The 23551-nt window shown below is 70.1% G+C and carries 24 protein-coding genes and 4 pseudogenes; 8 read left to right on the forward strand and 20 right to left on the reverse strand.

The window, feature by feature from the left end:
* Nucleotides 1-6 precede the first annotated feature (6 nt).
* From A3IC_RS0113070 to A3IC_RS0113090, 5 genes are all read right to left on the reverse strand, one after another.
* On the reverse strand, nt 7-381 hold the full coding sequence (locus A3IC_RS0113070; RefSeq protein ID WP_079026410.1) for a helix-turn-helix domain-containing protein: 375 nt from the start codon (nt 379-381) through the stop codon (nt 7-9).
* A gap of 211 nt (nt 382-592) precedes the next feature.
* Nucleotides 593-1462, reverse strand: a complete 870-nt coding sequence (locus A3IC_RS0113075) for a LysR family transcriptional regulator (RefSeq protein WP_026218207.1) — start codon at nt 1460-1462, stop codon at nt 593-595.
* Nucleotides 1463-1617: 155 nt separating this feature from the next.
* Entirely contained in the window at nt 1618-2196 is a 579-nt protein-coding gene (locus A3IC_RS0113080; protein ID WP_020550509.1) for a Dps family protein, read from the reverse strand.
* Between the two features lie 347 nt (nt 2197-2543).
* A complete protein-coding gene (locus A3IC_RS0113085) occupies nt 2544-3266 on the reverse strand; it encodes an alpha/beta fold hydrolase (RefSeq protein ID WP_020550510.1) in 723 nt (240 codons plus the stop codon).
* Nucleotides 3267-3322: 56 nt separating this feature from the next.
* A complete protein-coding gene (locus A3IC_RS0113090; RefSeq protein WP_026218208.1) occupies nt 3323-4294 on the reverse strand; it encodes an alpha/beta hydrolase in 972 nt (323 codons plus the stop codon).
* 147 nt (nt 4295-4441) lie between these two features.
* On the opposite strand from A3IC_RS0113090, the pseudogene A3IC_RS73470 reads away from it, so the two are divergent.
* Nucleotides 4442-4733: pseudogene (locus A3IC_RS73470) on the forward strand (amidohydrolase family protein); the annotation flags it as partial.
* A 225-nt stretch (nt 4734-4958) separates the two neighbouring features.
* Here A3IC_RS73470 and A3IC_RS0113095 read toward each other — a convergent pair.
* From A3IC_RS0113095 to A3IC_RS73475, 4 genes and pseudogenes are all read right to left on the reverse strand, one after another.
* Nucleotides 4959-5291, reverse strand: a pseudogene (locus tag A3IC_RS0113095) (heterodisulfide reductase-related iron-sulfur binding cluster); the annotation flags it as partial.
* Nucleotides 5292-5311: 20 nt separating this feature from the next.
* Nucleotides 5312-6166 carry an alpha/beta fold hydrolase gene (locus tag A3IC_RS0113100; RefSeq protein ID WP_020550513.1) on the reverse strand — a complete coding sequence of 285 codons (855 nt, stop codon included), beginning with the start codon at nt 6164-6166 and terminating at the stop codon, nt 5312-5314.
* 78 nt (nt 6167-6244) lie between these two features.
* Nucleotides 6245-6970, reverse strand: coding sequence for an alpha/beta fold hydrolase (locus A3IC_RS0113105; RefSeq protein ID WP_020550514.1), 726 nt, complete (start codon nt 6968-6970; stop codon nt 6245-6247).
* 222 nt (nt 6971-7192) lie between these two features.
* The gene (locus tag A3IC_RS73475) at nt 7193-7552 is read right to left on the reverse strand and encodes an alpha/beta fold hydrolase (protein WP_026218209.1); all 360 of its coding nucleotides are present in this window, start codon (nt 7550-7552) and stop codon (nt 7193-7195) included.
* A 2-nt stretch (nt 7553-7554) separates the two neighbouring features.
* Here A3IC_RS73475 and A3IC_RS72500 point away from each other — a divergent pair, with 2 nt between their 5' ends.
* A complete protein-coding gene (locus A3IC_RS72500; RefSeq protein ID WP_281174480.1) occupies nt 7555-7680 on the forward strand; it encodes a hypothetical protein in 126 nt (41 codons plus the stop codon).
* Between the two features lie 168 nt (nt 7681-7848).
* Here the strand turns inward: A3IC_RS72500 and A3IC_RS70900 are convergent, their stop codons facing one another.
* Nucleotides 7849-7986: a thiamine pyrophosphate-binding protein gene (locus tag A3IC_RS70900; RefSeq protein WP_245599269.1), complete on the reverse strand. Its 138-nt coding sequence runs from the start codon at nt 7984-7986 to the stop codon at nt 7849-7851.
* On the opposite strand from A3IC_RS70900, the gene A3IC_RS54120 reads away from it, so the two are divergent.
* Both A3IC_RS54120 and A3IC_RS54125 read left to right on the forward strand, forming a co-directional pair.
* The gene (locus A3IC_RS54120; protein ID WP_079026422.1) at nt 7924-8187 is read left to right on the forward strand and encodes a GNAT family N-acetyltransferase; all 264 of its coding nucleotides are present in this window, start codon (nt 7924-7926) and stop codon (nt 8185-8187) included. The two genes, A3IC_RS70900 and A3IC_RS54120, sit on opposite strands and share 63 nt — an antisense overlap.
* Nucleotides 8188-8376: 189 nt before the next feature.
* Nucleotides 8377-9585: an MFS transporter gene (locus A3IC_RS54125; RefSeq protein WP_245599251.1), complete on the forward strand. Its 1209-nt coding sequence runs from the start codon at nt 8377-8379 to the stop codon at nt 9583-9585.
* A 206-nt stretch (nt 9586-9791) separates the two neighbouring features.
* Here A3IC_RS54125 and A3IC_RS0113125 read toward each other — a convergent pair whose 3' ends face one another.
* The 9 genes and pseudogenes from A3IC_RS0113125 to A3IC_RS0113165 form a co-directional block, all read right to left on the reverse strand.
* The gene (locus A3IC_RS0113125; RefSeq protein WP_020550517.1) at nt 9792-10751 is read right to left on the reverse strand and encodes a helix-turn-helix domain-containing protein; all 960 of its coding nucleotides are present in this window, start codon (nt 10749-10751) and stop codon (nt 9792-9794) included.
* Nucleotides 10752-10881: 130 nt separating this feature from the next.
* A complete protein-coding gene (locus A3IC_RS0113130) occupies nt 10882-11118 on the reverse strand; it encodes a hypothetical protein (protein ID WP_020550518.1) in 237 nt (78 codons plus the stop codon).
* 550 nt (nt 11119-11668) lie between these two features.
* A complete protein-coding gene (locus tag A3IC_RS0113140; protein ID WP_079026411.1) occupies nt 11669-13750 on the reverse strand; it encodes an NACHT domain-containing protein in 2082 nt (693 codons plus the stop codon).
* Nucleotides 13751-13836: 86 nt separating this feature from the next.
* A complete protein-coding gene (locus tag A3IC_RS70905; RefSeq protein ID WP_245599271.1) occupies nt 13837-14175 on the reverse strand; it encodes a helicase associated domain-containing protein in 339 nt (112 codons plus the stop codon).
* Nucleotides 14170-14694 (reverse strand): annotated as a pseudogene (locus A3IC_RS54130) (transposase); the annotation flags it as partial. The gene A3IC_RS70905 and the pseudogene A3IC_RS54130, both read right to left, overlap by 6 nt.
* A gap of 282 nt (nt 14695-14976) precedes the next feature.
* Nucleotides 14977-15330: a VOC family protein gene (locus A3IC_RS0113150; protein ID WP_020550522.1), complete on the reverse strand. Its 354-nt coding sequence runs from the start codon at nt 15328-15330 to the stop codon at nt 14977-14979.
* 304 nt (nt 15331-15634) lie between these two features.
* Nucleotides 15635-15865, reverse strand: a complete 231-nt coding sequence (locus A3IC_RS73480) for a helicase associated domain-containing protein (RefSeq protein ID WP_425387330.1) — start codon at nt 15863-15865, stop codon at nt 15635-15637.
* A 75-nt stretch (nt 15866-15940) separates the two neighbouring features.
* The gene (locus A3IC_RS68615) at nt 15941-16105 is read right to left on the reverse strand and encodes a hypothetical protein (RefSeq protein ID WP_158695936.1); all 165 of its coding nucleotides are present in this window, start codon (nt 16103-16105) and stop codon (nt 15941-15943) included.
* Nucleotides 16106-16496: 391 nt separating this feature from the next.
* On the reverse strand, nt 16497-17846 hold the full coding sequence (locus A3IC_RS0113165) for a M64 family metallopeptidase (RefSeq protein ID WP_020550525.1): 1350 nt from the start codon (nt 17844-17846) through the stop codon (nt 16497-16499).
* 164 nt (nt 17847-18010) lie between these two features.
* Here A3IC_RS0113165 and A3IC_RS54135 point away from each other — a divergent pair, with 164 nt between their 5' ends.
* Nucleotides 18011-19384, forward strand: a complete 1374-nt coding sequence (locus tag A3IC_RS54135; RefSeq protein ID WP_052173444.1) for a helix-turn-helix domain-containing protein — start codon at nt 18011-18013, stop codon at nt 19382-19384.
* A gap of 142 nt (nt 19385-19526) precedes the next feature.
* On the opposite strand, the gene A3IC_RS0113175 is transcribed toward A3IC_RS54135, so the two are convergent.
* Nucleotides 19527-20036: an alpha-galactosidase gene (locus A3IC_RS0113175; protein ID WP_020550527.1), complete on the reverse strand. Its 510-nt coding sequence runs from the start codon at nt 20034-20036 to the stop codon at nt 19527-19529.
* 53 nt (nt 20037-20089) lie between these two features.
* Between A3IC_RS0113175 and A3IC_RS73485 the strand changes: the two are divergent.
* From A3IC_RS73485 to A3IC_RS0113185, 3 genes and pseudogenes are all read left to right on the forward strand, one after another.
* Nucleotides 20090-20269 (forward strand): annotated as a pseudogene (locus A3IC_RS73485) (ATP-binding protein); the annotation flags it as partial.
* A 250-nt stretch (nt 20270-20519) separates the two neighbouring features.
* Nucleotides 20520-21650, forward strand: a complete 1131-nt coding sequence (locus A3IC_RS0113180; protein ID WP_026218212.1) for a LacI family DNA-binding transcriptional regulator — start codon at nt 20520-20522, stop codon at nt 21648-21650.
* 75 nt (nt 21651-21725) lie between these two features.
* Entirely contained in the window at nt 21726-23342 is a 1617-nt protein-coding gene (locus A3IC_RS0113185) for a glycoside hydrolase family 13 protein (protein ID WP_079026414.1), read from the forward strand.
* Nucleotides 23343-23551 lie beyond the last annotated feature (209 nt).

Below are 23551 nucleotides of genomic sequence, written 5' to 3' on the forward strand. Positions count from 1 at the left end.
GGGCCGTCACCGGTCCGCGGTGCCGCCGAGCCCCCCGCCAATCGCGGGGGAAACCCCGTAGGTCGCCCGCAAAGCCCTGCTGAAGTGCGCGGGACCGACGAAGCCCCACCGCTGCGCGACCGCCGGCACGGTGGGGCTGACCCGTCCGCGCCTGGCCGGTTCCGCCGCGCACCGCTCCCCACGGTGCCGCTGGATGAGCCGGCCGACCGGGATCCCCTCGGATTCGAACACCTGGTGCGGGTACCGCACCGAGATCCGCAGGGCCTGCGCTGTCTGCTCCGGGGACAGCTCCGGATTGCCCAGGTTCCGGTGGATGTACTCGCGTGCGTAGCACGGGAGTTCGCCGAACGCCGAGTCATGCATCGAGGTAGAGAGCGTCATCGACGCCTACGCACCGCGGACCAACCCCAATGCCCGCTGGTTCCACGACCAGATCGAGGGCGGCGACGTATTCGTCGGCTGCTGCCTGCGGGTCGACTCGCGCGACGAGCTGGAGAAGCCGGCCGAGCACTTCGGCACCGACATCATCGGCCGGCAGCGAGGCCGGGTGTGAGGAGAAACCGCGAGGCTTGGGTCGTGAGTCGCCTCGCCGTCAGGTGATGTGCCGCAACAGCGCGGCGACTGCCGGGGGTACCTCGCCGGGAGGTCTCACCACCATGATCTTCCAGGTCGGCGCGTGCCGGTCGAACCGGTACTGGGACAGATCGGGGAAGCGGGCTGCGATCGACTTGGGCATGATGCAGACGCCCAAGTCGTTGCGGACCAGTTCGGCTGCCGCGACGATGTCGTTCACCTCGAATGTCGTGCTGCGGTCGACGCCTGCGGCACGGAAGGCCCGATCGACCGCGTAGCGGATGGCCCAGCCGGGTGTGAAGTCCACTATCGGCAACCGGGCGACTTCGGCGAGTCGGACCTCGCCGTTCGGTGTCGTCCCGGCGACGACCCGCCGGGACGACACAACCAGCACCATCTCCTCGCGGGACAGCAGCCGGGTCGTGAGTCCTCGCTGCTGTTGGCGGTCGAGCGCCACCACGGCCAGATCCACCGTGCCCTCGCGCAGCGCCTGCCGGATGTCGGCCACCGCCGCCTGCCTCAGTCGCACCACCACACCAGGGTGCTCCGCCCGCAGCGCGGCCAAGGCGTGGTGGAGACCCGCCCAAACCCCCTGCATCGTGCCGACCGTCACCCGCCCGCGCAGCTGTCCCTGTACGGCGTCGACCGCCTCCCGCGCCAGTTCGGCGGCGCGGAGCGCCGCGCGTGCGGCGGGGACGAACGCCTCGCCGGCCGGTGTCAGGGCGACGCGGTGCGTCGTGCGGTCGAACAACGGCGTGCCCAGCTCACGTTCGAGGCCCCGGACCGTGCTGGACACGGCGGACTGGACCACGTGCAGCCGCCTTGCCGCCGCCGTGAACCCGCCCGCGTCCGCCACCGCGACGACGACCTCCATCTGCCGCAGATCCATCATCCGCTCCCGATCAAACAGCGCTCCGTCCAATACAGAGACGACGATCTTCGACCGTTGCTGCATCGTATGCGGACGACGTCGTCGTCCGGGGCCGGCTCATGCTCCTTCAGGCACGCGCTCCGGCACCTTCGGACGCGGACCGGCGGGATCCTTCAGGCGCGGACGAGCGGGGTGTCGACCAGATGCTCGGCCAGGAACCAGGCCTGCAGTTCCCCGGTCCTGATCACCTGTGAGACCAGGAGGTCGTTGGTGCCGTCGTCACCCAGCTCACCGGTCCGGGCGGCGGCGTCGTGGGCCTCGACGAGGATGGTCTCGTGGGCTTCCAGCAGCCGTGACAGCATCGCCGGTACTTCCTCCACTCCGTCCGGAGGCCGCGGGATCGATGTGATCTCCGCGACGTGTCTGGGGTCGCCCACCGCGACGCCGCCCAGGGACTGGACGCGTTCGGCGATGGTATCGACGATTTCCAGCTGCTCCGCCGCGTGCTTGTCGAGGACCAGGTGCAGTTGGTAGAAGGTCGCGCCGCGCATCAGCCAGTGATGCTTTTTGTACAGGCCGTAGAGGATTTGAGTGTCCGCCAGGACCTTGTTCAGGCGCCGGCAGGAGTACATCCGCGCCTCGTACGACAGGCCGATCGGGAACTGCTTGACGGTGCCGAACTCCTGGATCACCTCACCCTTCTGGTGCAGCCACGGCTGGCTGCCGCTCACGGGCTTGGTATTGGTGGTCATGGTTCGCCTCCTGTGGTGCCGTGCTGTGCGTACCCGAGTGACGCTAAGTGCCTCGACGCGGGGCGCATTGACCGGGAGCGCATGCGGTGGTGTCCCCCAGTGCACAGTGCGCGGTGTTCCGTGAGTCGGGGAGCCGGCCCGGCCGCGTACGCCGATCACGTCACGCGACGCACGGATGCCTCGCCGCCGGTGCGCTGCCGGCGGTCCTGGTCGTGGTGGTCACGGTGGAACAGCGGTGCAGAAGCCTGCGGTGAGATCTCACCCTGTGCCGGGACCGAAGGGCCGCGCGACGGCACTCAGCGTGTGATGAGTGCCGCCTCGCGGCCGCCTTACCGCCCGCCGCCTCGTCAGCTCGTCGCGCGTACCGCATCGCGGATCAGTTCGGCGACCTCCTTGGGCCGGGACACGGCCACGGCGTGCGAGGCGCCCTCGATCTCGACGATCGTCGCCCCGGCCCGCTTGGCTCCGAAGCGCTCGACCTCGGGGTTGATCGCCTGGTCCGCGCCGGCCACGAGCGCCCAGGAAGGCTTGGTCTTCCACGCGGCGGCCGAGGCCGTCTCCGTGAATGCCGAGGCGGCCAGCGGACGCTGCGCCACCGCAAGGACCTCGGCGGCGGCGGCGGGGACGTCGGCGGCGAAAATGTCCGGGAACGCCTCGGCCTTGATGGTGACTTCCACGGCAGGCTCCGCCCCCTCCGCGGGGTACGTCGCCTCCTGCAGGTTGTCGACGAGCGGCGAGAGGGGGAAGCGGCCCTGCAACTCGCCCAGGCTCTCGCCCTCTTCGGTGACGTAGGCCGCTACGTAGACCAGCCCGACGACGTTCTCCGCAGCGCCTGCCACGGAGATGATCGCACCGCCGTAGGAGTGGCCGACGAGCACCACCGGCCCGTCGATCTGCGCAGCCACGGACGCGATGTACGCGGCGTCGGACGCCAGGCCGCGCAGCGGGTTCGGTGGCGCGACCACCGGGATGCCGTGGTTCTGCAGTTCCGCGACGACCCCGGTCCAACTGGCGGCGTCCGCGAAGGCCCCGTGCACGAGCACGGCTGTGGGGGTGGGATTCGTGGTCATTTTCGGGTTGTTCTCCCTGTTGTCGGGGCTTTCCGAGGTCGACGTGGAGCGCGGTATCAGCCGGTGTGGAGCGCGGTGCGCAGGGTGTCGGCGGCCAGCGTGATGGCGGCCTGGGCGGCGTGGGTCTCCCGGAGGGCGTCGAGCATGACGAAGTCGTGGATGATGCCCTGGAAGCGGACGGCGGTGACGGGGACGCCGGCTTCGCGCAGCTTGTTGGCGTAGGCCTCGCCTTCGTCGCGCAGCACGTCGGCCTCGCCGGTGATGACCAGGGCCGGCGGCAGGCCGGTGAGCTGTTCGGTGGTGGCCCGTAGCGGGGAGGCGGTGATCTGGGCGCGGTCGGCCTCGTCGGTCGTGTACTGGTCCCAGAACCACTGCATGCCGTCGCGGCGCAGGAAGTAGCCCTCCGCGAACTGGTGGTAGGAGCCGGTGTCGAAGTTCGCGTCGGTGACCGGGTAGAACAGCACCTGCTGCACGAGCGGGATATCGCCGCGTTCCTTGGCCATCAGGGTCAGTGCCGCGGTCATGTTGCCACCGACGGAGTCGCCGGCGACGGCCTGCCGCGAGCCGTCCAGGTTCTTGGACGAGCCCTGCTGGACGACCCATTTCGCGACCGCGTAGTTCTGCTCGATGGCGACCGGATAGCGGGCCTCGGGGGAGAGGTCGTATTCGGGGAAGACCACGGCGGCGTTCGCGCCGACGGCGAGTTCGCGTACGAGGCGGTCGTGGGTGTGGGCGTTGCCGAACACCCAGCCCGCGCCGTGGATGTAGAGGATCACCGGCAGGGTCCCTTCCACGCCGGCGGGGCGCACGATGCGGGCGCGGACACTGCCCGTCGGACCGCCCGAGACGGTGATCCATTCCTCGTCGATCTGCAGCTTGTCGGTCTCGCCGGACTGCACCCCGTCGACCGCCTTCCGGCCCTCGGCCGGCGGCAGGTCGAACAGATAGGGCGGATTGGCGGTCGCTTCGGCGAAAGCAGCGGCCGCCGGCTCCAGCACCGGCTGAACCGGCTCTACAACGTCGGACATGTGAATCTCCTGAGTTTCATGTGATGTTCCGGCCCCTCCGGGCCAGACACGGAGATCTGCGGGGCCGTCGATCCTTACGCTAAAACCCTGAAGGCGGCGGAGATTGACCGTCAGTGCACCGGGTTTGACCTCACAACGCATGGAAGCGAGGACAAGGACGTGGCCGGCCGTGTCGGCCCGGCCACGAAGTTCGTCGACGCCCGCGGCCGCCGGATGGTCCCCGGCCTCTACGACTCCCGCCTGCACGCCATCCGGGAGGGGCTCAACTACGTGCTGGAGCTGCGTTGGGACGGCGTCCGCACGCTGCGCCGGGGCCTGGCGATGCCGCGTGAACAGGCGGCCCGCACGCCGAAGGCCAGTGGGTTCGGCTGGTGGGGGATGGTCGGCCGAGCAGTTCGCCGAACGGCTGCTGCCGACCGTCGCCGAGTTCAGGCGGGCCGTCGTCCGGTGTGTGGCTCGTGCACCCGGTTGGCGCGGCACAACAGGCGAGCGCGACAGGGAGGGTTCTACGGTCGGTGCGCCACATTGCTTCCTCTGGAATCACTGACGCCGCTGGAGGTACGTGTCGGCCGGACAGCGCAAGTTCGCCGCGTTGGTTGTGGATGGTGGCCGCGGTGACTACGGGCGGCGGTTCCGCGCCGAAGTGGGTGGCCCGCGCCGGTGCTCAGCCGGCGGGCCGAGTGGCCCGTTCGAGTGCGAGCGGCACGGATTGGTAGCGGCGGCCCGTGGTGTGTTGCATGCCGATCTCACAGGTGCGGTTGGCCGACAGGTAGGCGTCGAACGCGCCCGACGTGACCTCGGCGGCCTCGTGTGCCGTCGCCGCCTCGGTCGGTTCCTTGTGCAGCAGTCCCCGGTCGCCGGCGAAGCCGCAGCACTCCGCGTAGACGGGCACCCGGACGTCCCGCGCGATGAACTCGGCGACGGCCTGAAGCTGGTCGACGTCCTTGAGGTGTCGCATGGAGCAGGTGGGGTGGAGCACCGCGCTGTGTCGCCGACGTGGGCGAGGAATGCGTCTGGTCAGTGGTCGGAGCGGACGGAACGGACCGCCCGCAGGATCAGGTCGGTGACAGGGCCGGGATCGCTCACGGCGGCTGCGTGCGGGGCGCGGACAGTGACCGTGTGGGCGCGGGCGCGCTCGGCCATCCAGCGCTCGGCGGCCGGTGGGATGTTGCGGTCCTCGGCGGCCACGAGATACCAGCTGGGGATCCTCTTCCACGCGGCCGCGGCGGCCGGCTCCTGGAGAGCCGCCAGGGTGATCGGACGCTGTCCCGCGGCCATGACCTGGGCGGTCCGCAGCGGAACGCCGGCCGCGAACTGCTTGCGGAACAGGTCCTTCTTGATGACCAGTTCCTCCCCCTGTCCGCCATCGGGCAACGGGTAGTACCGGGTGGCGGTGGCCTGTCCCAGAGTGCTGCCCGGGAACTTGTCGGTGAGCTGGAGCGCGCTCTCCCCGATGTCGGGAACGAACGCGGCGATGTAGACCAGTGCCTTGACCTGAGGCGCGCCGGCCGCGGCCTGGCTGATGACCGCTCCGCCGTAGGAGTGGCCCACCAGCACGATCGGTCCGGAGACGCTGTCCACGACGCTGCGAATGTAGGCGGAGTCGCTCGCCAGTCCGCGCAGCGGCAGGGCCGGTGCCAGTACACGGTGGCCCTGTCGCTGCAGGCGTTCGACGACCGCGCTCCAGTTGGAGGAGTCGGCGAACGCGCCGTGGATCAAGACGATGGTGGGTGCGGCAGGGCGCCCGCGCCGTTCGGCCGGACGGTCGGCCGTCGCCGACTGCGCGGCCTGCGCGACACCGGCGGTCCCCAGGGCGGCTGCGCCGGCCAGGAGGGACACGGTGACGGTGCGGCGTGAGATCGGTGGGTTCATCGTTCGCTCTCTGCGAAGGGGTGGAGGCGGTCGTGGTGCGACGGCCGGTCGGACGGGCGCGAGCCGGTGCGCGTGGGGTCAGTCGGAGGTGGCCCGTACGGCTTCCTCGATCAGGTCGACGACGCGGTCGGGGTGGGCGAGCATCACCAGGTGGGAGGAGTCGACCTCGACGGTGGTCATGCCGGCCCGCCGGTAGCCGTAGCGCTCCACGTCGGGGTTGATGGTGTGGTCGGACGAGGCGACCAGGCCCCAGGACGGCCTGGTCTTCCAGGCGGCGGCCGGGGCTGCTTCGGCGAAGGCCTGCGCGGCCAGCGGGCGCTGGGATACGGCGAGGACGGCGGCGAGCCGCGGGTCGATGTCGGCGGCGAAGATGGCCGGGAACTTGTCGGTCCGGACCGACACGTCGGTGCCGGGCGTGGCCGAGCCCTCGATCGGGAAGGGGGTGTAGACGAGTGCGGCGGCGAGGTCGCTGTCCGGGAAGCGGCCCTGCAGTTCGCCGAGGCTCTCGCCCTTCTCCAAGGCGTAACCGGCCAGGTAGACCAGCGCCTTCACGTTGTCCTCGGTGCCGGCGACCGTGATGACCGCTCCGCCGTAGGAGTGGCCCACCAGGACGACCGGACCGGGTATCTGCCGGACGACGGAGGCGACGTAGGCGGCGTCCCCTATCAGACTGCGGTTGGGCACGGCCGGGGCGACCACGTCCAGGCCGCGGGCGATCAGCCGGGGGATGACCTGGGCGTAGCTGGAGGCGTCGGCGAAGGCGCCGTGCACGAGGACGACGGTCGGCTTGTCGGAACTGGGCATGGGAAACTCCCTCATCAATGGGCTGGTGGCTGTCGCATGGCCTGTCGGCCGAGTCGGGGCTGCCGTGGCGGCCCCTTTGCCGTGAGGTGTCGCGGGCCGGCCTCGGGATCGGTTGGTGTGCGGTGTGCACTGACCGGGCGGCCGTGGACTCTGTCGGAGGGTTCCCGTCGGACTCCGCGCGGGGGTCTTGTCGAGCGGGAAATCGCCGACACGTGGGCAACTTTAGGGACTGCCGAGCGGCGTGTTTGTCTGTCCGCGCCCTGGCTGTGGCCTATGCGTGCCCACGTTGTCGGGCGGCACCGGCGGGGCGGCGTTGCCCTGGCACGGAAGTGGGCCGGGGCCGCAATCGGCCCCGGCCCACGTTCCGCTGCTGTTCCCCGAGTTCGCTTCGGCGATGGTCCGCTTGTCGTAGCCGGAGGCGGGCTTTTCCGTGTCTCCGTAGCCGCGAAGGTCCGGCGCGATCACGGTGAACCGCTCGGCCAGTACGGGTATTTGCTTACGCCACCCGTACCAGGTCTCGGGGAAGCCGTGCAGCAGGTAGACCGGCGGGCCTTGTCCCGCGGTCACCCAGTGCCGGTTCACGCGTGCGGGCCGGTTCCCCGGCCTTCCGCTCGATCCGGCCTGCCTGGACGTCCGCCGGCCTGCGCCTGCACACACCGGCCGGCCTGGGCCTGCCGGTCGCCAAGCAGCCGGGTGGCGATCTCCGGTGAGTGGATGGAGCCGTGCCAGGCGAGGTAGGCCCCCCACCGGGCGAGGCGTGCAGTGAACTCCTACAGCGCGTAAGGTACTTGCCTTGCCTCGACGATCTCCCTCAAGCGGCTTGACGCGATGCGGCAGCCTCGGAGAGGTAGCCGATGGTGCCCTGGGTTCTCAGGGCCCTATGGACGCGGAACGATCAAGTGCAGGTTTCCTGGCCCGCAGGACCCCGCGTACGCCGCCGGCCTGCCCGTGAGCTGCGCTTCGGCGCCGGCAGCGAAGGCCGCGACCTCCTCGTGTCGAACCTGGACCCACTCCAGGGCGTCGTGCACGCCGGGCTGGGCCTGGCCTCACAGCTCGTGCAGCAGGCGCTGACCGACGTCCGCGCCTCGGGGCAGCGCATTGTGCCTGTCTGCCCCTACGCCGCGAAGTTCCTCAAAATGCATGACGAGTTCGACGACATCACCGACCCCGTGACCCCTGAGATCCGGCAGTGTCCGGCAGCCGCGCTGTCACGTTGATCGTTTCCGCTTACCGCATGCCCGACAGGTACCGGGCGACGCCGCCGCTCATCTCTCTATGAGATGACTGATATCCCCGATCATCGCTCCTGGTGAGGAAGGGAAAGCTGCGTTCCCGCGGTTGTGCCCGTGTGACGAAAGAAGGTGCACATGTCCACAAGGTCCAAGCTCCGCACTTCGCCCCGGTCCATGAGGGCCTCACAAGGCGTGCCGGGCTGGCTGGTCGCGCTCCTGGCCGTCGCGTCCGGGACGACGGTCGCCAACCTCTACTACGCCCAGCCTCTGCTGTCCTCGCTGAGCGGTGTCTTCCACATCAGCACAGCCACGGCCGGGATACTGATCACGCTCACCCAGGTCGGCTACGTCTTCGGCATGATCTTCCTGGTTCCGCTCGGCGACCGGCTGGAGAAGCGCAATCTGGTCACCGTCCTCCTGATGATCACGGCCCTCGCCCTCGTGGCGGCCGGCCTCGCCACGAGCTTCCCCATGCTGCTGATCGCGTCGCTGATCAGCGGTTCCACCTCCGTCGTGGCTCAGATCCTGGTGCCCTTCGCGGCGAACCTGGCCCCGGACCATGCCAGGGGCCGCATCGTCGGACGGGTCATGAGCGGTCTGCTCGCCGGCATTCTGCTCTCCCGAACCCTGAGCAGCCTGGTCTCCGACATCGCAGGCTGGCGCGTCGTCTTCCTCGGCTCCGCCGTTCTGATGGTCGTGCTCACGGTGGCCCTGCGTGTGGCCCTGCCACAACACGCACCCACCACATCCATTCCGTACCACCACGTGCTGCGCTCCACCGTCCAGCTGGTGCGCACGCATCCCGTGCTGCTGCGGCGAGGGCTGTACCAGGCGGCGATGTTCGGCGCGTTCAGTGCGTTCTGGACCACTGTTTCTTTTGTTCTGACCGGTCCCCGCTTCCACTACTCACCGGTCGGAGTCGGCGTCTTCGCCCTGGTGGGCGCGGCCGGAGCAGCCATCGCTCCGTTCGCCGGGCACTGGGCCGACCGAGGGCTCGTGCGTCCCATGACCGGGGCTGCGTTCCTTGTGACCGCGCTGGCCTTTGCTGTCGCGGGTCTGGGCGGGCACAGTATCGTCCTGATCGCCCTGGCTGCGATCCTGATCGACATGGCTGTGCAGACGACACTCATCCTGGGGCAGCACACCGTTTACCAGCTCGACCCGACCGCCCGCGCCCGCCTCAACAGCGCCTTCATCGCCATGTTCTTCGTCGGCGGTGCGATCGGCTCCCAGCTGGGGGCGATCGTCTACCACGCTGCCGGCTGGGCCGGTCTGACCGGCTTGGGCGCCGCTCTCCCGCTGGCCGCTCTCGCCTACTGGGCCGTTGAACGCCAACCGCAGCCGGCCCCGACAGAGAGCACCTCGCCAGACTCGTCCGCCTGACGTCGACCAGCCGGGCCCGATCAAGTCCAACCGGCAATAGAGATCGGACGCGGCTCGTGGTCGCGCTGTGCGTACTGCCCGCCTTCGCCGACAGCCGGCCGGCCTACACACTCGTCATGTTCAGCGGACGACGCCGCCAAGGCGGGATCGGCACGCTCGCACGGGGCCGGTCCGTGCGGTGCGGCCCGGCGGAGCGTCGCCTGGGTTCACACGTGGTACGTGCTGGACTGCCAGTCCCTGGGCGACATCCCGTACGCGGTGCGAAAGGCCCGGCTGAAGTGCGACGGGCTCACGAAGCCCCAGCGCTGAGCCACCGCCGAGACGGTAGGTGCGGACCGCGACTGCCTGGACAGCTCCCGTCGGCACCTCTCCAGGCGCTCGCGGTGGATCCAACGGCTCACCGTGGTCCCCTCCGCCTGGAAGATCTTGTGCAGATACCGGACGGACATGTGGTGCGCGCACGCGATCATCTCCGGAGAGAGACCTGGATCGGCCAGGTGTCGCAGGATGTACTCCTTGATACGGGCCAGCATTCCACGGGCCATCTCCGACGCATGGGGGTTCAGTAGCCCCTGCCGCTCGCGCACCAGCACCGTCAGCAGATCGACGGCAGTCATCGCGAGTTGCCGGCCTGTGTACGGGTCGAACCCGGCCGCCCGGTCCGCCAGACGTTCCAGATGGCCGGCGACGACTCCGGACGTGCCGCAGTGGCTGTCGAAGACGGTCCCCGTGATCGCCCGCAGTTCGGTGTCCGTCACGGCCAGCACATCCTTCGGCACCCGGATCGATGTGAACCGGAAGTTGTCCGGCTGTTCCCTGCCGTAGGGCCGGCCGGCGTCGGAACAGGTAAAAGTACCGGGGCGGACCAGGGCCTGGCGCCCGTCCTGAGTGAGCCGCCCGGTTCCCTGGTGCTGGAGCGTGATGGTCATGTACTCCGCTCCGCCCCTGGAGATCAGGGAGGCGTGGCGCGACACGCTCGCGGGGCCTGCCTCGACCACCGAAATCTGGAGGGGGCCGAGTGTATCGACGGTTATCGTCCCCATCGCGGGCTCGCGCTCGTGCAGCGTGACGTCCATCGGAACCAAGGTGTCGGAGACGATGCTCTGCCAGTAGTCGGCCCGCTCGGACGGAGGCAGCGGCTGGACGGAGAGTACGACGGACATCATGACCTCTCGTCATGGTCGTGCAGACGCTCCCTGGGGAGCGTCGGAACAGTAGGAAATCCAGTCTCGGACCATCAGCTGTCGTCGCCATCAGTCACCCGACTGGTGATCTGTCCAATATCCCGTACCCGGCTCATGCTGTGGCGGCGGGCAGGTGGTGTCCCCGCCGCGCGCCGGGCCGGGGACGCGCCATGCGTCCTCGGCCGCTCTCACCGCAGGCGAGCGCGGAGGAACCCGCCGCCGAGCCGTACGGCCGCCCGCGACTGCGCTCGTTCCAGTTGCGTGATTGTGGCTCGATTACGCGCACCTCGACGAAGCGGGCGATCTCGACGAGGTTGCGGCGGCTGGAGAACCGCAGGATGGCCGCCACTCCTCCCGCTCTTCGTCTCCACCCCGTCCTCACCGCCGCCCGGGCCCCGGTGCTGCTCCCGGTCTCGTTCGTCGGGTTGTTCCCCGTCCCGTCCGCTCTTCGCCCTCGTGGTCGGGGCCGCGTTCTCCCTGGGGTGTGCCGTTGACCTGGGGGACGGCGAGGACGTCGACGATGTCGGCGTCGTGGGCGCGCAACGCCTGGAGGACGCGTTGGAGGGGTCGCCGGCTCGGCGAGTGCAGCTCTACATGGGTTTGTCCGTGGTGTGTGTGGGGTGTCCCCGGAGTCGGTACATGAGGAAGCCGCAGGTAGTTCCAGCGTGGGCCGGGCGGTGACGTCGGAGTGCGTGGGTTGGTGGTGACACAAGCTGACGAATCTGCTGACACCTGGATGCAGCGTTCCACACCTCGTCGTGACCCCACACCACCCCGGCCGGGCGGCCGACCCGAACCGCCCGGCCCGGGCCGTGGCCCGTCCGGCACGGCCCCGGCTCCGTGTGCCCACTGCCGCGGCGCTCGTGCCGCGCCGTTTCGGTCCGTTCGCCGGCCGGGGCTCAGGGGGGTGGTGTGGGGTTGCGGGCGAGCCAGTCCTGGAGTTCGCGGTGGCGGAACTGGTAGGCGATCCCGGCGGTGCGCAGGAGCCCTGCCTCGGTGGCCCAGTGCAGGAACCGTCCCAGACGCCACGGCAACGCGCGAGGGCCGATACGAACACAGAGCAGGAACGCCACATACCGTATCCCAACGAAAGCACCCAAAAGCCCGGCCCCGAGTCCGAGCCCGAGCCCGATCACGGTCCCGAACGCGAGTCCGCCGCCGAGCCCGAACACGACCCCGAGCCCGAGTCCGAACGCGAGCCCGAACGCGAGCCCGCCCGTGAGGTCGGCGCGGACGAGGTCGCGTGGATCCCCGACCTCGGTCGTCTTTTCATCGTCGAGCCCGAGCCCGAGCCAGACCGCGAGCCCGAACACAAGCCCGACCGCGAGCCCGAACACGAGGCCGGCCATGAGCCAGGTCGAAAGCCCCATCACGAGGCCGACCGTGAGCCCTCTCAGAGCTGCGTGTCGGCCGTGTGCTGTGCGCAGTCGTCCCGGATCCAGCCGTGTAGGCGGGGGCCATACCAGGGACCGGTGGCAGACGAGCAGGAGGATGATCCACTGCAATACCAGTCCCCACCCGAACAACCGTGATGTGAAGTCGTCTTCGTCGGTGGCGACGCCCATCGTGGCGAGAATCGGGAGGAGGGCCCCGAGGCTCAGCAAGGTGTGGACGGCGCGGGCGCGGTGGTCGCCGGCCAGTGGCCACAGCTCGTGGAGGACGAGGTCGGTTCCCGACAGGGCCTTGCCGCCCACGACCCGCCCGGTGATGGCGTTCGTGTCAAGGTAGCCGGCGAGGACACCCAGCCGGGTGTGGACCTCCTCGGGCGTGTAACCTCGCCCGTCTCCGGGTGCGGGGTGGGCGGCGGCGGCGCGTACGTAGAGCCGGTTGAGGTGGTCACGCATGGCCGCGTCCCCGTTCAACGTCGGCGACAACAGCGACCTCGGTTCGTGGACGTACGCGCCCGCAGCATCGTGTTGTTCGTGCACGGTCACCGCCATCGTCAGCCGCCACGGCGTCGACAACCCCCGCGCCAAAGGCCCGGACGGCGCGATGTCCAACGCGTCCAGGACGCCCTGCCAGCGCGAGGAGTCGTCGACGCGCGCGAGGACGAACTCCCGGACCTGGGCGGGGGTGACGCGGGTGATCTCGACGCGGGCCGCGCTCTTGGCCCACACATCCGACGCCTCGTAGGCGCCGCTGCGACAGGTCACCACGAGGTGCGACCGGGCACGACCGAGCGCGTAGGCGTTCAACGTCGCCAACGCCCGCCGCGCCCGCGGCCCACCACCGGGACCCGGGCCGCCCGGCGGGGCACTGCCCGTGGTGCCGGTGGCGTCCATCTCGTCCAACCCATCCAGGACCGGCAGGACCATCCCGGCCTCGACCAACGCCCCCGCGGCCGCGCGGGAGAGCCCGTGCACACGCTCCAGGTGCTCGCGCACCCACGTCTCGACCGCCACCCTCGCGTCCACGCCCGCGTGGGGCGCGGCCTCGGGCAGGGTGGTCCACGAGGCCAGGGACATCCGCACCGGCACCGGGTCCTGGGGGTCCCGGTTCTCCAGGAGCGCGAGGAGGAGTTCCAGGGCCAGGACGGTCTTCCCCGAGCCGGGGGCGCCGGTGATCACCAGGCGGCGAGGCCGCAACCGGCGGTAGTAGTCGACGACGGCCCCCAGACGCCCGTCGGGGTCCGCGCCCTCGGCATTGTGCCCGGGTGCGGGAGACAGGACGAAACGCAGGTCGATGGGTATGTGGTCACCGCCCAACAGCCGCGCCCGCTCCGGAGCCTCGGCGCGGGCGACCTTGACGGCCAGCCGGGCCGCCGCCGCGGCGACGTCCGCGTTCTGTGATCTCAGCGCGACCCACGTCATGTACGCGGACCACACCGTGACACCCAGCCCCGCCAGGGCGATGACCGCGCTGACCGGGTCCGCGTCACCCAGTTCGATTCCCGGCGACAGGCCCCATACCGCGAAAGCGATCACACATCCCGCGCACAGCGCGGCCCAACCCCACCCGGCGCGTCCCCCGCGTTCCCCCATGACAGGCCATCATGGCCACCCGGGCCGCCGTGCGTAGGACTTCGTGGAAAGCGACGAGCCCCGCCGGCCCGATCCCGCCCCCGGTGTCATGTCCATCGCATGTGGGGTGTGTCCGGCGCGGTGATGCGTTCGGCGGGGAGTTTCGGCCGCCGGCCTCTGGTGGTGGTGATCCATGCTCCGAGCCGAACCTCTTCGTGCCGTCCGTCGAATGCGACGACGGTTTCGACGTGTCCGCAGGGGACTTCGAGGTGCCCGACCCGCTCCCGGTAGGCCGCTGCCGCGCCGAGGGCGATTTCGAAGGCCAGCTCGCGGGTGCGTTTGGGCTTGGGCCCTTCCGGCTCGACCACCTCGCCCGCACCGGCCGCACCGCACGCCCGCTGCGCCGCGTCCGCCTGTTCGGCCGTCTTGGGCGGTGTCAGGCCCACGCGGGCCTTGCAGTAGGTCGCGTCCGGATGGATGCAGGGAAAGCGGATGTGATCCGGTGGCCGGGTGCGGAACACCGTCGGTTCGGTGTCGAGGTTGCCGCAGATGCGGGACACCTCGGACTTGGAGATCCCGGTGTCCCCACCAAGTGCTTTGACCAGGTCATCCACGCTGCGGGTGGAGACACCGTGGACGTATGCCTCCATGACGACCGCGTAGAGGGCCTGGTCGATGCGGCGCCGGCGTTCCGGCAGCGAGGGGAAGAAGCTGCCGGTGCGGACCTTGGGGATCGCCGAGTCCGGGTCCCCGGCCTGCGTGGTCGGCACCCACTCCCGGTGCCCGTTGCGCCGGGTCGTCCGGGTCTCGGCGTGCTCGCCGGGCTCCGCGCCGATGTGGGCGGTGGCCTCGGCTTCGATGAGTTCCTGCAGGATCCGCTGGGCCGGGACCCGCACCAACTCGATTCCGTCCGCCGTACGCGGTGACTCCGTCAACCGGAGTAGGTCATGCGGAGACAAGGCCATCGCGTCACCTCTCAACGAGCGTCACCACTCGCAGAGTTGCGCGATGGCCGCCCCATGACCAGGGGCCATACCGAGTCACCGGTACACCACTCGGCGCGACACCATCCGGTGGTTCGTAGGTCGTCCGGGCCGAGCCGCGCGTCGTCGACGCACCAGCCGGAGCCATGCACGGAGACCACGGTCGGAGCACCCGGCGCAGCCGGGTCGGCGAGCAGCGGCTGGGGCAGCCGCGGGTGGGCGAAACCGTCCGGCACTTCCGCCCGAACGGCTGCCCGGCCCGGCTCAGCTCTTCCGTGCACCCAGGACACAGAATTCGTTGCCCTCCGGGTCGAGGAGGGTCACCCAGTGCTGCTCGCCCTGCACAGTGTCGGCGCGCCGGGCACCGAGGGAGAGCAGCCGGGCGACCTCGGCCTCCTGGTCGTCGGGGCGGAAGTCGGGGTGGAGCCGGTTCTTCGACGTCTTGCCCTCGGGGACAGGCACGAAGAGCAGCCCCGGCATCCGGTCCGGCTCGGGCCGGATCTCGATGATCTCCTCGGATTCGTCGACCACTACCCAGCCGAGAGCCTCGGCCCACCAGCGCCCGAGGGCGATGGGGTCGGAGGAGTCGACAATGATCTGTTCCCATTCGAGTGTCATGGGCGTGAGCATAAACAGGGTCGGCCGGCTGCCAGGGCTGGGGGTAAGTACCGTCGACCGCGGGTCCGGTGCGCGGATCGTATCCCGCAGAGCGGCGTAGTAGCGCGATGTGGTGGCAGCAAGTCGCGAGAAGTGATCGCTGCTACACCACTCCAGGGGACACCACCAGGGCCTCGGGCCCGTTCGAGTCCGCTCTTGTGGTCTTGTGCGCGTTCGTTCTCGAGCCATTTGCCGATGGGGAAGCCCCGGATCACGGTGTCGGCGGGGGCAGCGAGTGTGGCGTGTTCGCGGGCGTATTCACGTGCTATGGCCAATCCGTCCCCCAGGCATGGTTGAGGAGGGACCACACCATTCCCAGCTCGTTCAATTTCTGGACCTGCTTGGTGTCCAGCCGCCCGGCGGCGTACTCCCTGCGCTGTTCGGAAATCCAGCCGCCCAGAGGGAATTTCACGTCGCGGTGGTCGATGTCGACGAGTCGTATGCGTGTACCTGGGCGTCGTCCTGCCAGGCGATGACGGCGGCGGCCTCGTCCCACAGCCGTCGGGGGCCGCCTTGGAGGGCGTGTCCGGCGCCGGGGGTGCCGTCGACCAGGGCCCAGGAGTCCTTGCCGTCATGCAGCCACCGTTTCGCGCCTGCGGTACCGGTGGCGCGGTGGACGTCGGGAGCCGAGCGCGAGCGCCTGGGTGTAGTTGCCGTCCGCGGACACCCCGGCGAGATGCCAGGCCACGGTGTCGACGGTGTGGGTCGGCTGCGCGGTGCGGATCTCCCTGAACACCGCGTGCCCGGGCTCGCGTTGCCCGCGAGCGGCCTGAACGCCACGCTCTTGACGAACCGCCCGCTCGCCACGCGGTGCTCGTCGACGACCAGGCCATGGGTCGGCACACCTGTGGCGAGGCTCATCGACGTGACGAACGGGACCGCGCACCGGGTCGGTGAGGACACCTGGTCCCCCGGTTCGGCCCCGCCACCCTGGTACTGCTGCCCGACCAGATCCCGACCAGATCCCAGCAGATCCCGGCCCGAGCCGGAGACGATCCCATCGGCCACGACTCGGACTCGGTGGTGGTCCGGGCGCGGGGTCCTGATCCCGAGCGGACCGGCCGACGCGGCGCGACCCCGGCGGGGGGCGCGCGCCGAGGTCGCTGTACTGCCGTCGATCCGTACCGTCAGCCCTGGACCTTCCAAGTCAGGCTCGTCCGCAGTGTCTTGGCGATGGCAGGGTCCCGGACCGAGTCCGTCGGGTCGACGACCACCACGGTCAACCGGTGCGGTCCCGAGCGGTGCGCGTCGAGCGGCAGTTCCGAGACCTGCACCGAGTCTTCCCGCACCTGTGTCGTCAAGCGCTCGCCGTCGAGATACCACCGCACCTGAAGCGGCCGCGCGGCCGGACCGGCGGGCTGGGCCAGGGCGATGCGCGCGCTGTCCCCGGCATGCAGCGGCTGCCCGGTCGATGTGAGGGCGTGTGCCGCGGAGGCGTGTCGGTGGAAACCGGCGATCATCGCCTCGACCCCGGGCAGATTGAAGGGTTTGCCGCGGAAGCGCATCAGCGAGCCGTCCGTCGGCCGGTTCAGGCCGGTCACGTAATAGCCGCCGCCCGTGTACGCGCCGACCCTGCCGCCGTCCGGTGAGGCCTGGCCCAGCCAGCGGTACCACTTGGTGCGGGCGCCCCGCATCTGCGCAGCGGTCAGTTCGGTGATGTTGGACTCGCGTGGTTCGGGTCCGCTGTAGTGCTCGTAGCCGGGGACGCCGGGATAGAAGTACTCGTCGGCGAGCTTGCCGAGCGAGTGCCCCGTCTCGTGGACGGCGACCTGCCCGGACTCGGCGTTGTGAGCGGAGGATGTGGCGATGCCCTCGTATCCGAGCCTCGGGCTGGGCGTGTTGTAGCCGGCACCGCCGTACATGCTGCTGTTGGCGAGGACCATCACCAGGTCGACCGCGGGGGCGTTGTCGACGTACGAGTCGACCTTGGCCTCGTCGACGCAGAGCAGCCGATCCGTGTTCTCGCACCAGAAGTAGGATCCGAGTGCCGTGTCCCGCACCACGTTTCGGCTCGGATCGCCGGACACCCCGGACTGGCGGGAAACCGCGTCCACCGCCCACACATTGAAGAGATTCGCGTACGTGGTGTACGGCTCGACGGCCACGATCTCCGCCCAGCGCTCCCTGACATCCGTGTGAAATCGCGCGAGTTCGGCTGCGGTGTAGCCGTCACCGACGAAGACGATGTCGAGGCGGTCCGCGGTGGAGCCGTTGTCGACGACCTTGGTGACGGCGCCGTCGCCCGGCGCCCGGTCGGGCGAGAGGGCGCCCGATGGCCGTCCGTCCTTGCCCTGCCGGGAAACCCAGGTGTACCCGGATCCCGCCTCGGTGCGCGCGTGGGAGAGCGCCACGGGCCCTGGGTGTTCCGGGCCCGGAATCTCCACCTTGACCAGGTCGGGCGTCGGTTGCGCCGCCGCGGCACCGGGAGCGGCGGCGAGAGCGCACACGAAGGCGACGGCCGCAGCGGCCGCGGTCATGGATCTGCGTATGGATGTGCTCGATCTGCGCAAGGGATTCTCCTTGGCACGAGAGGGGACACAAGTTTGAACTTGAGTGAATTTAAGTACGAACTTAAGCTAAGCGCTCGGGCGTTGCCGCACAATGCCTCCAGGGGGAGGAAGAGACACAGAGGGGGTACGCGATGGATGATCCGGCCACGATCGCATGCCGCATCCAACGGATGCGCACCGAACTGGGATTGACGCAGCGTCAGCTTGCCGAGCCGAAGTACACCGCGGCCCACATCTCCACCCTGGAATCGGGCAAGGCGCGCCCCTCCGAGACCGCCCTGCGCTTCCTTGCAGGGCAACTCGGCACCACCTACGAAGAACTGACCACCGGCCACCCCGCGCACCTCGCCACGGAACTGCGCCTCGCCCTCACCGACGCCCAACGGCTGCTCGCCACCGGCACCCCCGAGCAGGCCGCCCTGCGCTACCGGGAACTGCTCGCCGACGCCGAGCGCCTCGCCCTGGTGACCGAGCAGGCCGCCGCCCGCATCGGACTCGGCGACTGCGCCCTGGAGACCGGGGAACTGGCCCAGGCCCGCGCCCACTTCGAGAAAGCCGAGCGGCAGCTCGCCACCGAACCCCTGCCCCGTCGGGCCCGCGCGATCCGCGGCCGGGCCGTCGCCCACCTCCTGGCGGGCGAACTCCGTTACGCCTGCTACGTGCTGGAGACCGCACTCGACGAACTCGCCGCGAGTGAACTGCGCGACCCCGATGCACTCGTCCTGCTCTACGCCGCCTCCATCAGCCCCTACATGGACATGGGCGCGCACGCCCGCGCCGCGCATGCCGCCGAGGTTGCCCTCGCGCTCGCCCCGCAGGTCTCCGATCCGGCGCTGGTCGCCGGTATGCACCGCAGCGTCGCCCGCACTCTGCTGGCCGAGGGCCGGATCGCCGAGGCGGACGCCTCACTCGCCAAGGCACAGGAGCTCTACCAGCAACTGCATCTGCGTACCGAACTGGCGCACTGCCACTGGATGCGCGGGTACGTCCATGCCCAGCACGACGCGCTCGAAGAGGCCGAAACCGAACTGCGCACCGCCCGCGAGATGCTGGCGGCCAAGCGCGCCCCACTGTTCACCGCCCAGGTCGAGGTGGAGCTGGCCGACGTGCTGCGCCGCCGCGGTCGCCAGGAAGAGGCACAGGAGCTGCTTTCGCGCCTCCTCGACCTCGGCGATACCCGGGGCGCGGTGCACGCGGCAGGTGCCCATCGGCTGCTCGGCCTGATGGCCGAGGACCGGGGTGATCCGGCATCCGCCGAGGAGCACTACGTCAGTGCCCTGGGTCTCCTCGAACGCAGCGGCGCGGCAGGCGACCTCGCCGACCTATGCACGCTCCTGGGCGACCTGTTGCGCCGCATGGGCCGCACCGAAGCCGCCATGGACGCCTACCGCACCGGCCTCTGCCACCGTGCGGCCCCCGGTACCACCACTCTGGGGCCCGCGCCCGGTAACCTCACGACGTTCGGGAACGCGGGGCGCGGGGCGGCCTATCTGTTCGCGTTGTGACCGCAGCCGGGGCCCGGCTCCGCCACGGCGGGGGCCTCAGGATCCACTGTCGTGCCGCCGCGGCTCCTTCGCTACCCGAACTACCGGCCGTGGATGCTGCTGTCGAGGCTCGACGTCGACACGTTCGCTCAACACACCGGCGTCAGTCCGCCAGCAGTTCCAGGACCACGGCTTGGGCCGGGTCGAGCAGTGGTACGGCCAGGCCGATGGCGGACAGCGCGGACCCGGGGAGGCGGATCGATCCCCGGGTGAGCCAGGGGACGGGCCGCTCGGGGAAGCCGACGGGTATGCCGATCTCTGGGCAGACGGTGACGGTGTAGTGCAAGTCGGAGTTCAAGGCAGGGAATTGGAGGTGTGCGGGAACGGAATCGGTGGAGCGGGTGAGCTGCATCAGGCTGAACACGGCATGGCGCCGGTCGGCAGAGACGACGCCGTGCAGCCAGGCGCTGGGGTCGGGCTGGTCGGCGTGGACGGTCTCCAGCAGGTCGCGGTTGTGGTCCCACTTGAGGTAGTCGAGTTCGTACTCGCCGACCAGTGCGTCCAGGCGGGCCAGGACGTGCTCGTACGCCTCGGGCCCGGCCAGGTCGAGGACCTGCTGGGAGCGGGGCGGCGGGGGCAGGCGTCCCGGCGTGGCCGGCACCCAGTCCGGCACCGTCCGGCTCCCCGGCCGCGTCGCGCGAATACCGAACCGCCTGCTCTGTAGCGGTGGTCCTGATCATCGGCGAACCGGCGGCCAACGCGGCGCGCCACGGCGGTGCCGAGATGACTGTGAGCGTGTCGCTGGACGACCGGGAACTGTGCATCGAAGTCGTCGACAGCGGCCCGTCGGAGCGGAGCTCGCTCGCGCACATCGACGACGCCGAGGGCGAGCACGGCCGGGGTCTGGACATCGTCGATCATCTGCCGGTTGGACGGACATCAGCGCCGAACCGAACGGATGGCGCAGCCGGGCCGGTCTGCGGATCGCTCCTGTGGTCCACGCCCCCACCAGGCAGGTGGCGCGGATCGCCACCTGCTGCCCGGGCCGCGGCGCTTCGGCGGAAGAGTATGCCCGCCCGCCGCGTGCCGACTCCGGCCGCCGAGGGCATCTATGCGCTTAACATGGCTGAAGATGCGGCCGGAGAGAGGCGGGAAAATGGCAAAAGCGGCGACGGTCTACGACGTGGCGCAGCGCGCTGGTGTGTCCATCGCGACGGTGTCGATGACCTTCCGCCGACCGCACAAGGTCAAGGAGGAGACCCGAAAGAGCGTCCTGGCCGCTGCGGAGGCGCTGAACTACGTGCCGAGTGCGAGTGCGCGTGGGCTGGTGCAAGGGCGTACCGGGGCGTTGGGTCTGTACTCGTTCGACTATTTCCGCCCTGAACCGGTGGGGGAGCCCGAGGACGGGCGGTCGGCCGGCCCGAAGGGGTCGGAGGGCGGGATTTCGGTGGTGCGGGACGAACCGGACGATCATCTGCGATTTCCGCTGTATGTGGACGAGGTGCAGCGCGGTGTCGAGTTGGAGTGCTGGCAGCGTGGCTATGCGCTGCTGATCGGCGGCGGCGGCCGGGTGAACGGCCCGACGGTCGTGACCGACATCGTCGGGCGGGTCGACGGGCTGACCGTGTTCCCGAACACGGTGCCGGGGGAGGTGCTGGAGCGGATCTCCCGGCGGATCCCGGTGGTGGCGCTTTCGGAGGGGCCGCAGCACGGCGGGCTGAGCACGGTATCCGTGGACAACCGCGGCGGCATGCGCGTGATCACGGAGCACCTGATCGTGGAACACGGGCTGCGGGATCTGCTGTTCGTCGGTGACATCGGTACGTTCGACGCCAAGGAACGGTCCGCCGGGTTCCAGGCGGCGTTGCGGGCGGCCGGGCTGCGGGTACCGCGCAAGCCTCTCGAGGGACTGGCCGTGGACGAGCACGACACCGGAAGCGTGGTCGACGCGGTGCTGGCGGACGGTGGTCTGCCGGAAGCGTTCGTGTGCGTCACCGATGTGGCGGCGCTGAACCTGATGACCGCGCTGTCCGCGCGCGGGGTGCGGGTGCCGGAGCAGGTCGCGGTGACGGGTTTCGACGGGATCATGGCGGGGCGCGTGGGGCGCCCGAGCCTGACGACGGTGCGGCAGCCGATGCAGGCGATGGGTCGGGCGGTGGTGGACATCCTCGTGGAGCGCATCGCCGATGCCTCGGGTCCGCCGGTCGCACGCCGACTGCCCGTGGAACTGGTGCTGCGAGAGAGCTGCGGCTGCCGGCGGCCCGGCCCGCTCTGCTCGCGCCCCTGAACGAGAGCGGGCAGGTCTCCGCCTGCGGCCGTTCCTCGATCTCGGCGGGCCGGCCGTGACCTTAACGTAACCGCCATCTGCTCTTTACAGCCCCGCTACCTGCGCAGTTTCCGCGACGGGAACGGCGACGGTGTGGGCGACCTGCGCGGTGCCAGGGCCGGACTGCCCCACCTGGCCATGCTGGGTGTCGACGGGCTGTGGCTCGGCCCCTGCTTTCCCTCCCCGCAACGCGACCACGGCTACGATGTCGCCGACTACCGCGCGATCGATCCGCTCTTCGGCGACCTCGCCGAATTCGACCGACTGATCACCGACGCGCATACCCTCGGACTCAAGATCATCCTCGACGTCGTTCCCAACCACTGCTCCAGCGAACACCCGTGGTTCCGCGAGGCACTTGACGCCGAACCGGAAAGCGCCGCACGTGCCAGGTTCCACTTCGCCGACGGGCGCGGCGAACACATGGAGCTGCCGCCGAACAACTGGCGCGCCATGTTCGGCGGGCCTGCCTGGACCCGGGTCCGGGAAGCCGACGGCCGGCCCGGACAGTGGTACCTGCACCTGTTCACCCCGCATCAGCCGGACTTCAACTGGCGTCACCCGCAGGTCGTGGACTCCTTCGACGACGTACTGCGGTTCTGGCTGGACCGGGGGGTGGACGGCTTCCGCATCGATGTCGCGGTCGGGCTGTTCAAGCACCCGGACCTGCCCGACTCGCCCGACCCCACCGCCGACGAGGACGCCCGCGACGCCGTCAACCCCCTGGCCTGGAACCGGCCGGAGGTGCACGAGGTCTGGCGTCGCTGGCGGGCCATCTGCGACTCCTACACCGCCCGTGACGGCAAGGAGCGCACCCTCGTCGGGGAGGTGGCCGCACCCACGCCCGCGGACCAGGCCGCCTATCTGCGCCCCGACGAACTCCACCAGGCGTTCTACCTCGACCTGCTGCACACCCCCTGGGACGCCGCGGCGTTCCGTGCCCGGACAGCCGCCGCCCTGAAGGACATCGCGTCCGTCGGGGCACCGGTCACCTGGGTTTTGAACAACCACGATCAACAGCGCACCCCCACCCGGTACAGCCGGGGCGCGCTGCCGGGCGAGGAACCGGATCCGGAGCGCGGCGCGGCCAGGGCACGCGCCGCGGCTCTGCTGATGCTGGCACTGCCCGGCGCCGCGTTCCTCTACCAAGGCGAGGAACTCGGTCTGCCCGAGGTGACCGACCTGCCGCCGGAAGCCCTGACCGACCCCATCGTGGCCGCGACCGGCGACCCGGACAAAGGCCGCGACGGCTGCCGCGTACCCCTGCCCTGGGCCGGGGAACACGCGCCGTTCGGCTTCTCCGACGCACCGGCACACCGGGTGTGGTTGCCGCAACCGCCGTCGTTCGCCCGACACTCCGTGCAGCGTCAGCGTGAGGACAGCGAGTCCAGTTGGCACCTCTACCGCGACGCGCTGCAACTGCGCCGCAGCCTCGTCCCTCTGCGCGACCCCGCCCTGAGCTGGCTGCCGGCTCCCCCCGACACCCTGGTCTTCGGCCGGGGGACAGGCTTCGTGTGCGCCGTGAACTTCACGGACGCACCCGTTACAGCGCCCGTTGCCGGGAAACCGCTCCTGTCCAGTCTTCCGTGCGACGAGGGCAAGCTCGCGGCCAACAGCGCCGCCTGGTGGCTGGTGGACCGCCTGCCGGACTGACTGTTCGTGTGCTGTCCTCCGCAGTCGCTCCCCTCCGTTGGGGAAGGCGCCGCCTTCTGTAGTCGAACACAGAGTCGTCATGATCAGGCTCATGGCCGCCCGCCTCGCTGGCGAGGAGATCACACCCAACGGCCCCATCGAGACCGAAGCCGCACGACGCCTCGCCGAGGACACCAAAGGCCAATAGCTCCGGTTGCCCAACACTTTCT

The organism is Embleya scabrispora DSM 41855 (genome assembly GCF_000372745.1).
Lineage (GTDB): Bacteria > Actinomycetota > Actinomycetes > Streptomycetales > Streptomycetaceae > Embleya > Embleya scabrispora.

Excerpts from the sequence above, each read along its gene's own strand:
- A3IC_RS0113070 (WP_079026410.1), bottom strand. The coding sequence starts at position 381 with ATGACGCTCTCTACCTCGATGCATGACTCGGCGTTCGGCGAACTCCCG.
- A3IC_RS0113075 (WP_026218207.1), bottom strand. The coding sequence starts at position 1,462 with ATGGATCTGCGGCAGATGGAGGTCGTCGTCGCGGTGGCGGACGCGGGC.
- A3IC_RS0113080 (WP_020550509.1), bottom strand. The coding sequence starts at position 2,196 with ATGACCACCAATACCAAGCCCGTGAGCGGCAGCCAGCCGTGGCTGCAC.
- A3IC_RS0113085 (WP_020550510.1), bottom strand. The coding sequence starts at position 3,266 with ATGACCACGAATCCCACCCCCACAGCCGTGCTCGTGCACGGGGCCTTC.
- A3IC_RS0113090 (WP_026218208.1), bottom strand. The coding sequence starts at position 4,294 with ATGTCCGACGTTGTAGAGCCGGTTCAGCCGGTGCTGGAGCCGGCGGCC.
- A3IC_RS0113100 (WP_020550513.1), bottom strand. The coding sequence starts at position 6,166 with ATGAACCCACCGATCTCACGCCGCACCGTCACCGTGTCCCTCCTGGCC.
- A3IC_RS0113105 (WP_020550514.1), bottom strand. The coding sequence starts at position 6,970 with ATGCCCAGTTCCGACAAGCCGACCGTCGTCCTCGTGCACGGCGCCTTC.
- A3IC_RS54125 (WP_245599251.1), top strand. The coding sequence starts at position 8,377 with ATGAGGGCCTCACAAGGCGTGCCGGGCTGGCTGGTCGCGCTCCTGGCC.
- A3IC_RS0113125 (WP_020550517.1), bottom strand. The coding sequence starts at position 10,751 with ATGATGTCCGTCGTACTCTCCGTCCAGCCGCTGCCTCCGTCCGAGCGG.
- A3IC_RS0113140 (WP_079026411.1), bottom strand. The coding sequence starts at position 13,750 with ATGGGGGAACGCGGGGGACGCGCCGGGTGGGGTTGGGCCGCGCTGTGC.
- A3IC_RS0113150 (WP_020550522.1), bottom strand. The coding sequence starts at position 15,330 with ATGACACTCGAATGGGAACAGATCATTGTCGACTCCTCCGACCCCATC.
- A3IC_RS0113165 (WP_020550525.1), bottom strand. The coding sequence starts at position 17,846 with ATGACCGCGGCCGCTGCGGCCGTCGCCTTCGTGTGCGCTCTCGCCGCC.
- A3IC_RS54135 (WP_052173444.1), top strand. The coding sequence starts at position 18,011 with ATGGATGATCCGGCCACGATCGCATGCCGCATCCAACGGATGCGCACC.
- A3IC_RS0113180 (WP_026218212.1), top strand. The coding sequence starts at position 20,520 with ATGGCAAAAGCGGCGACGGTCTACGACGTGGCGCAGCGCGCTGGTGTG.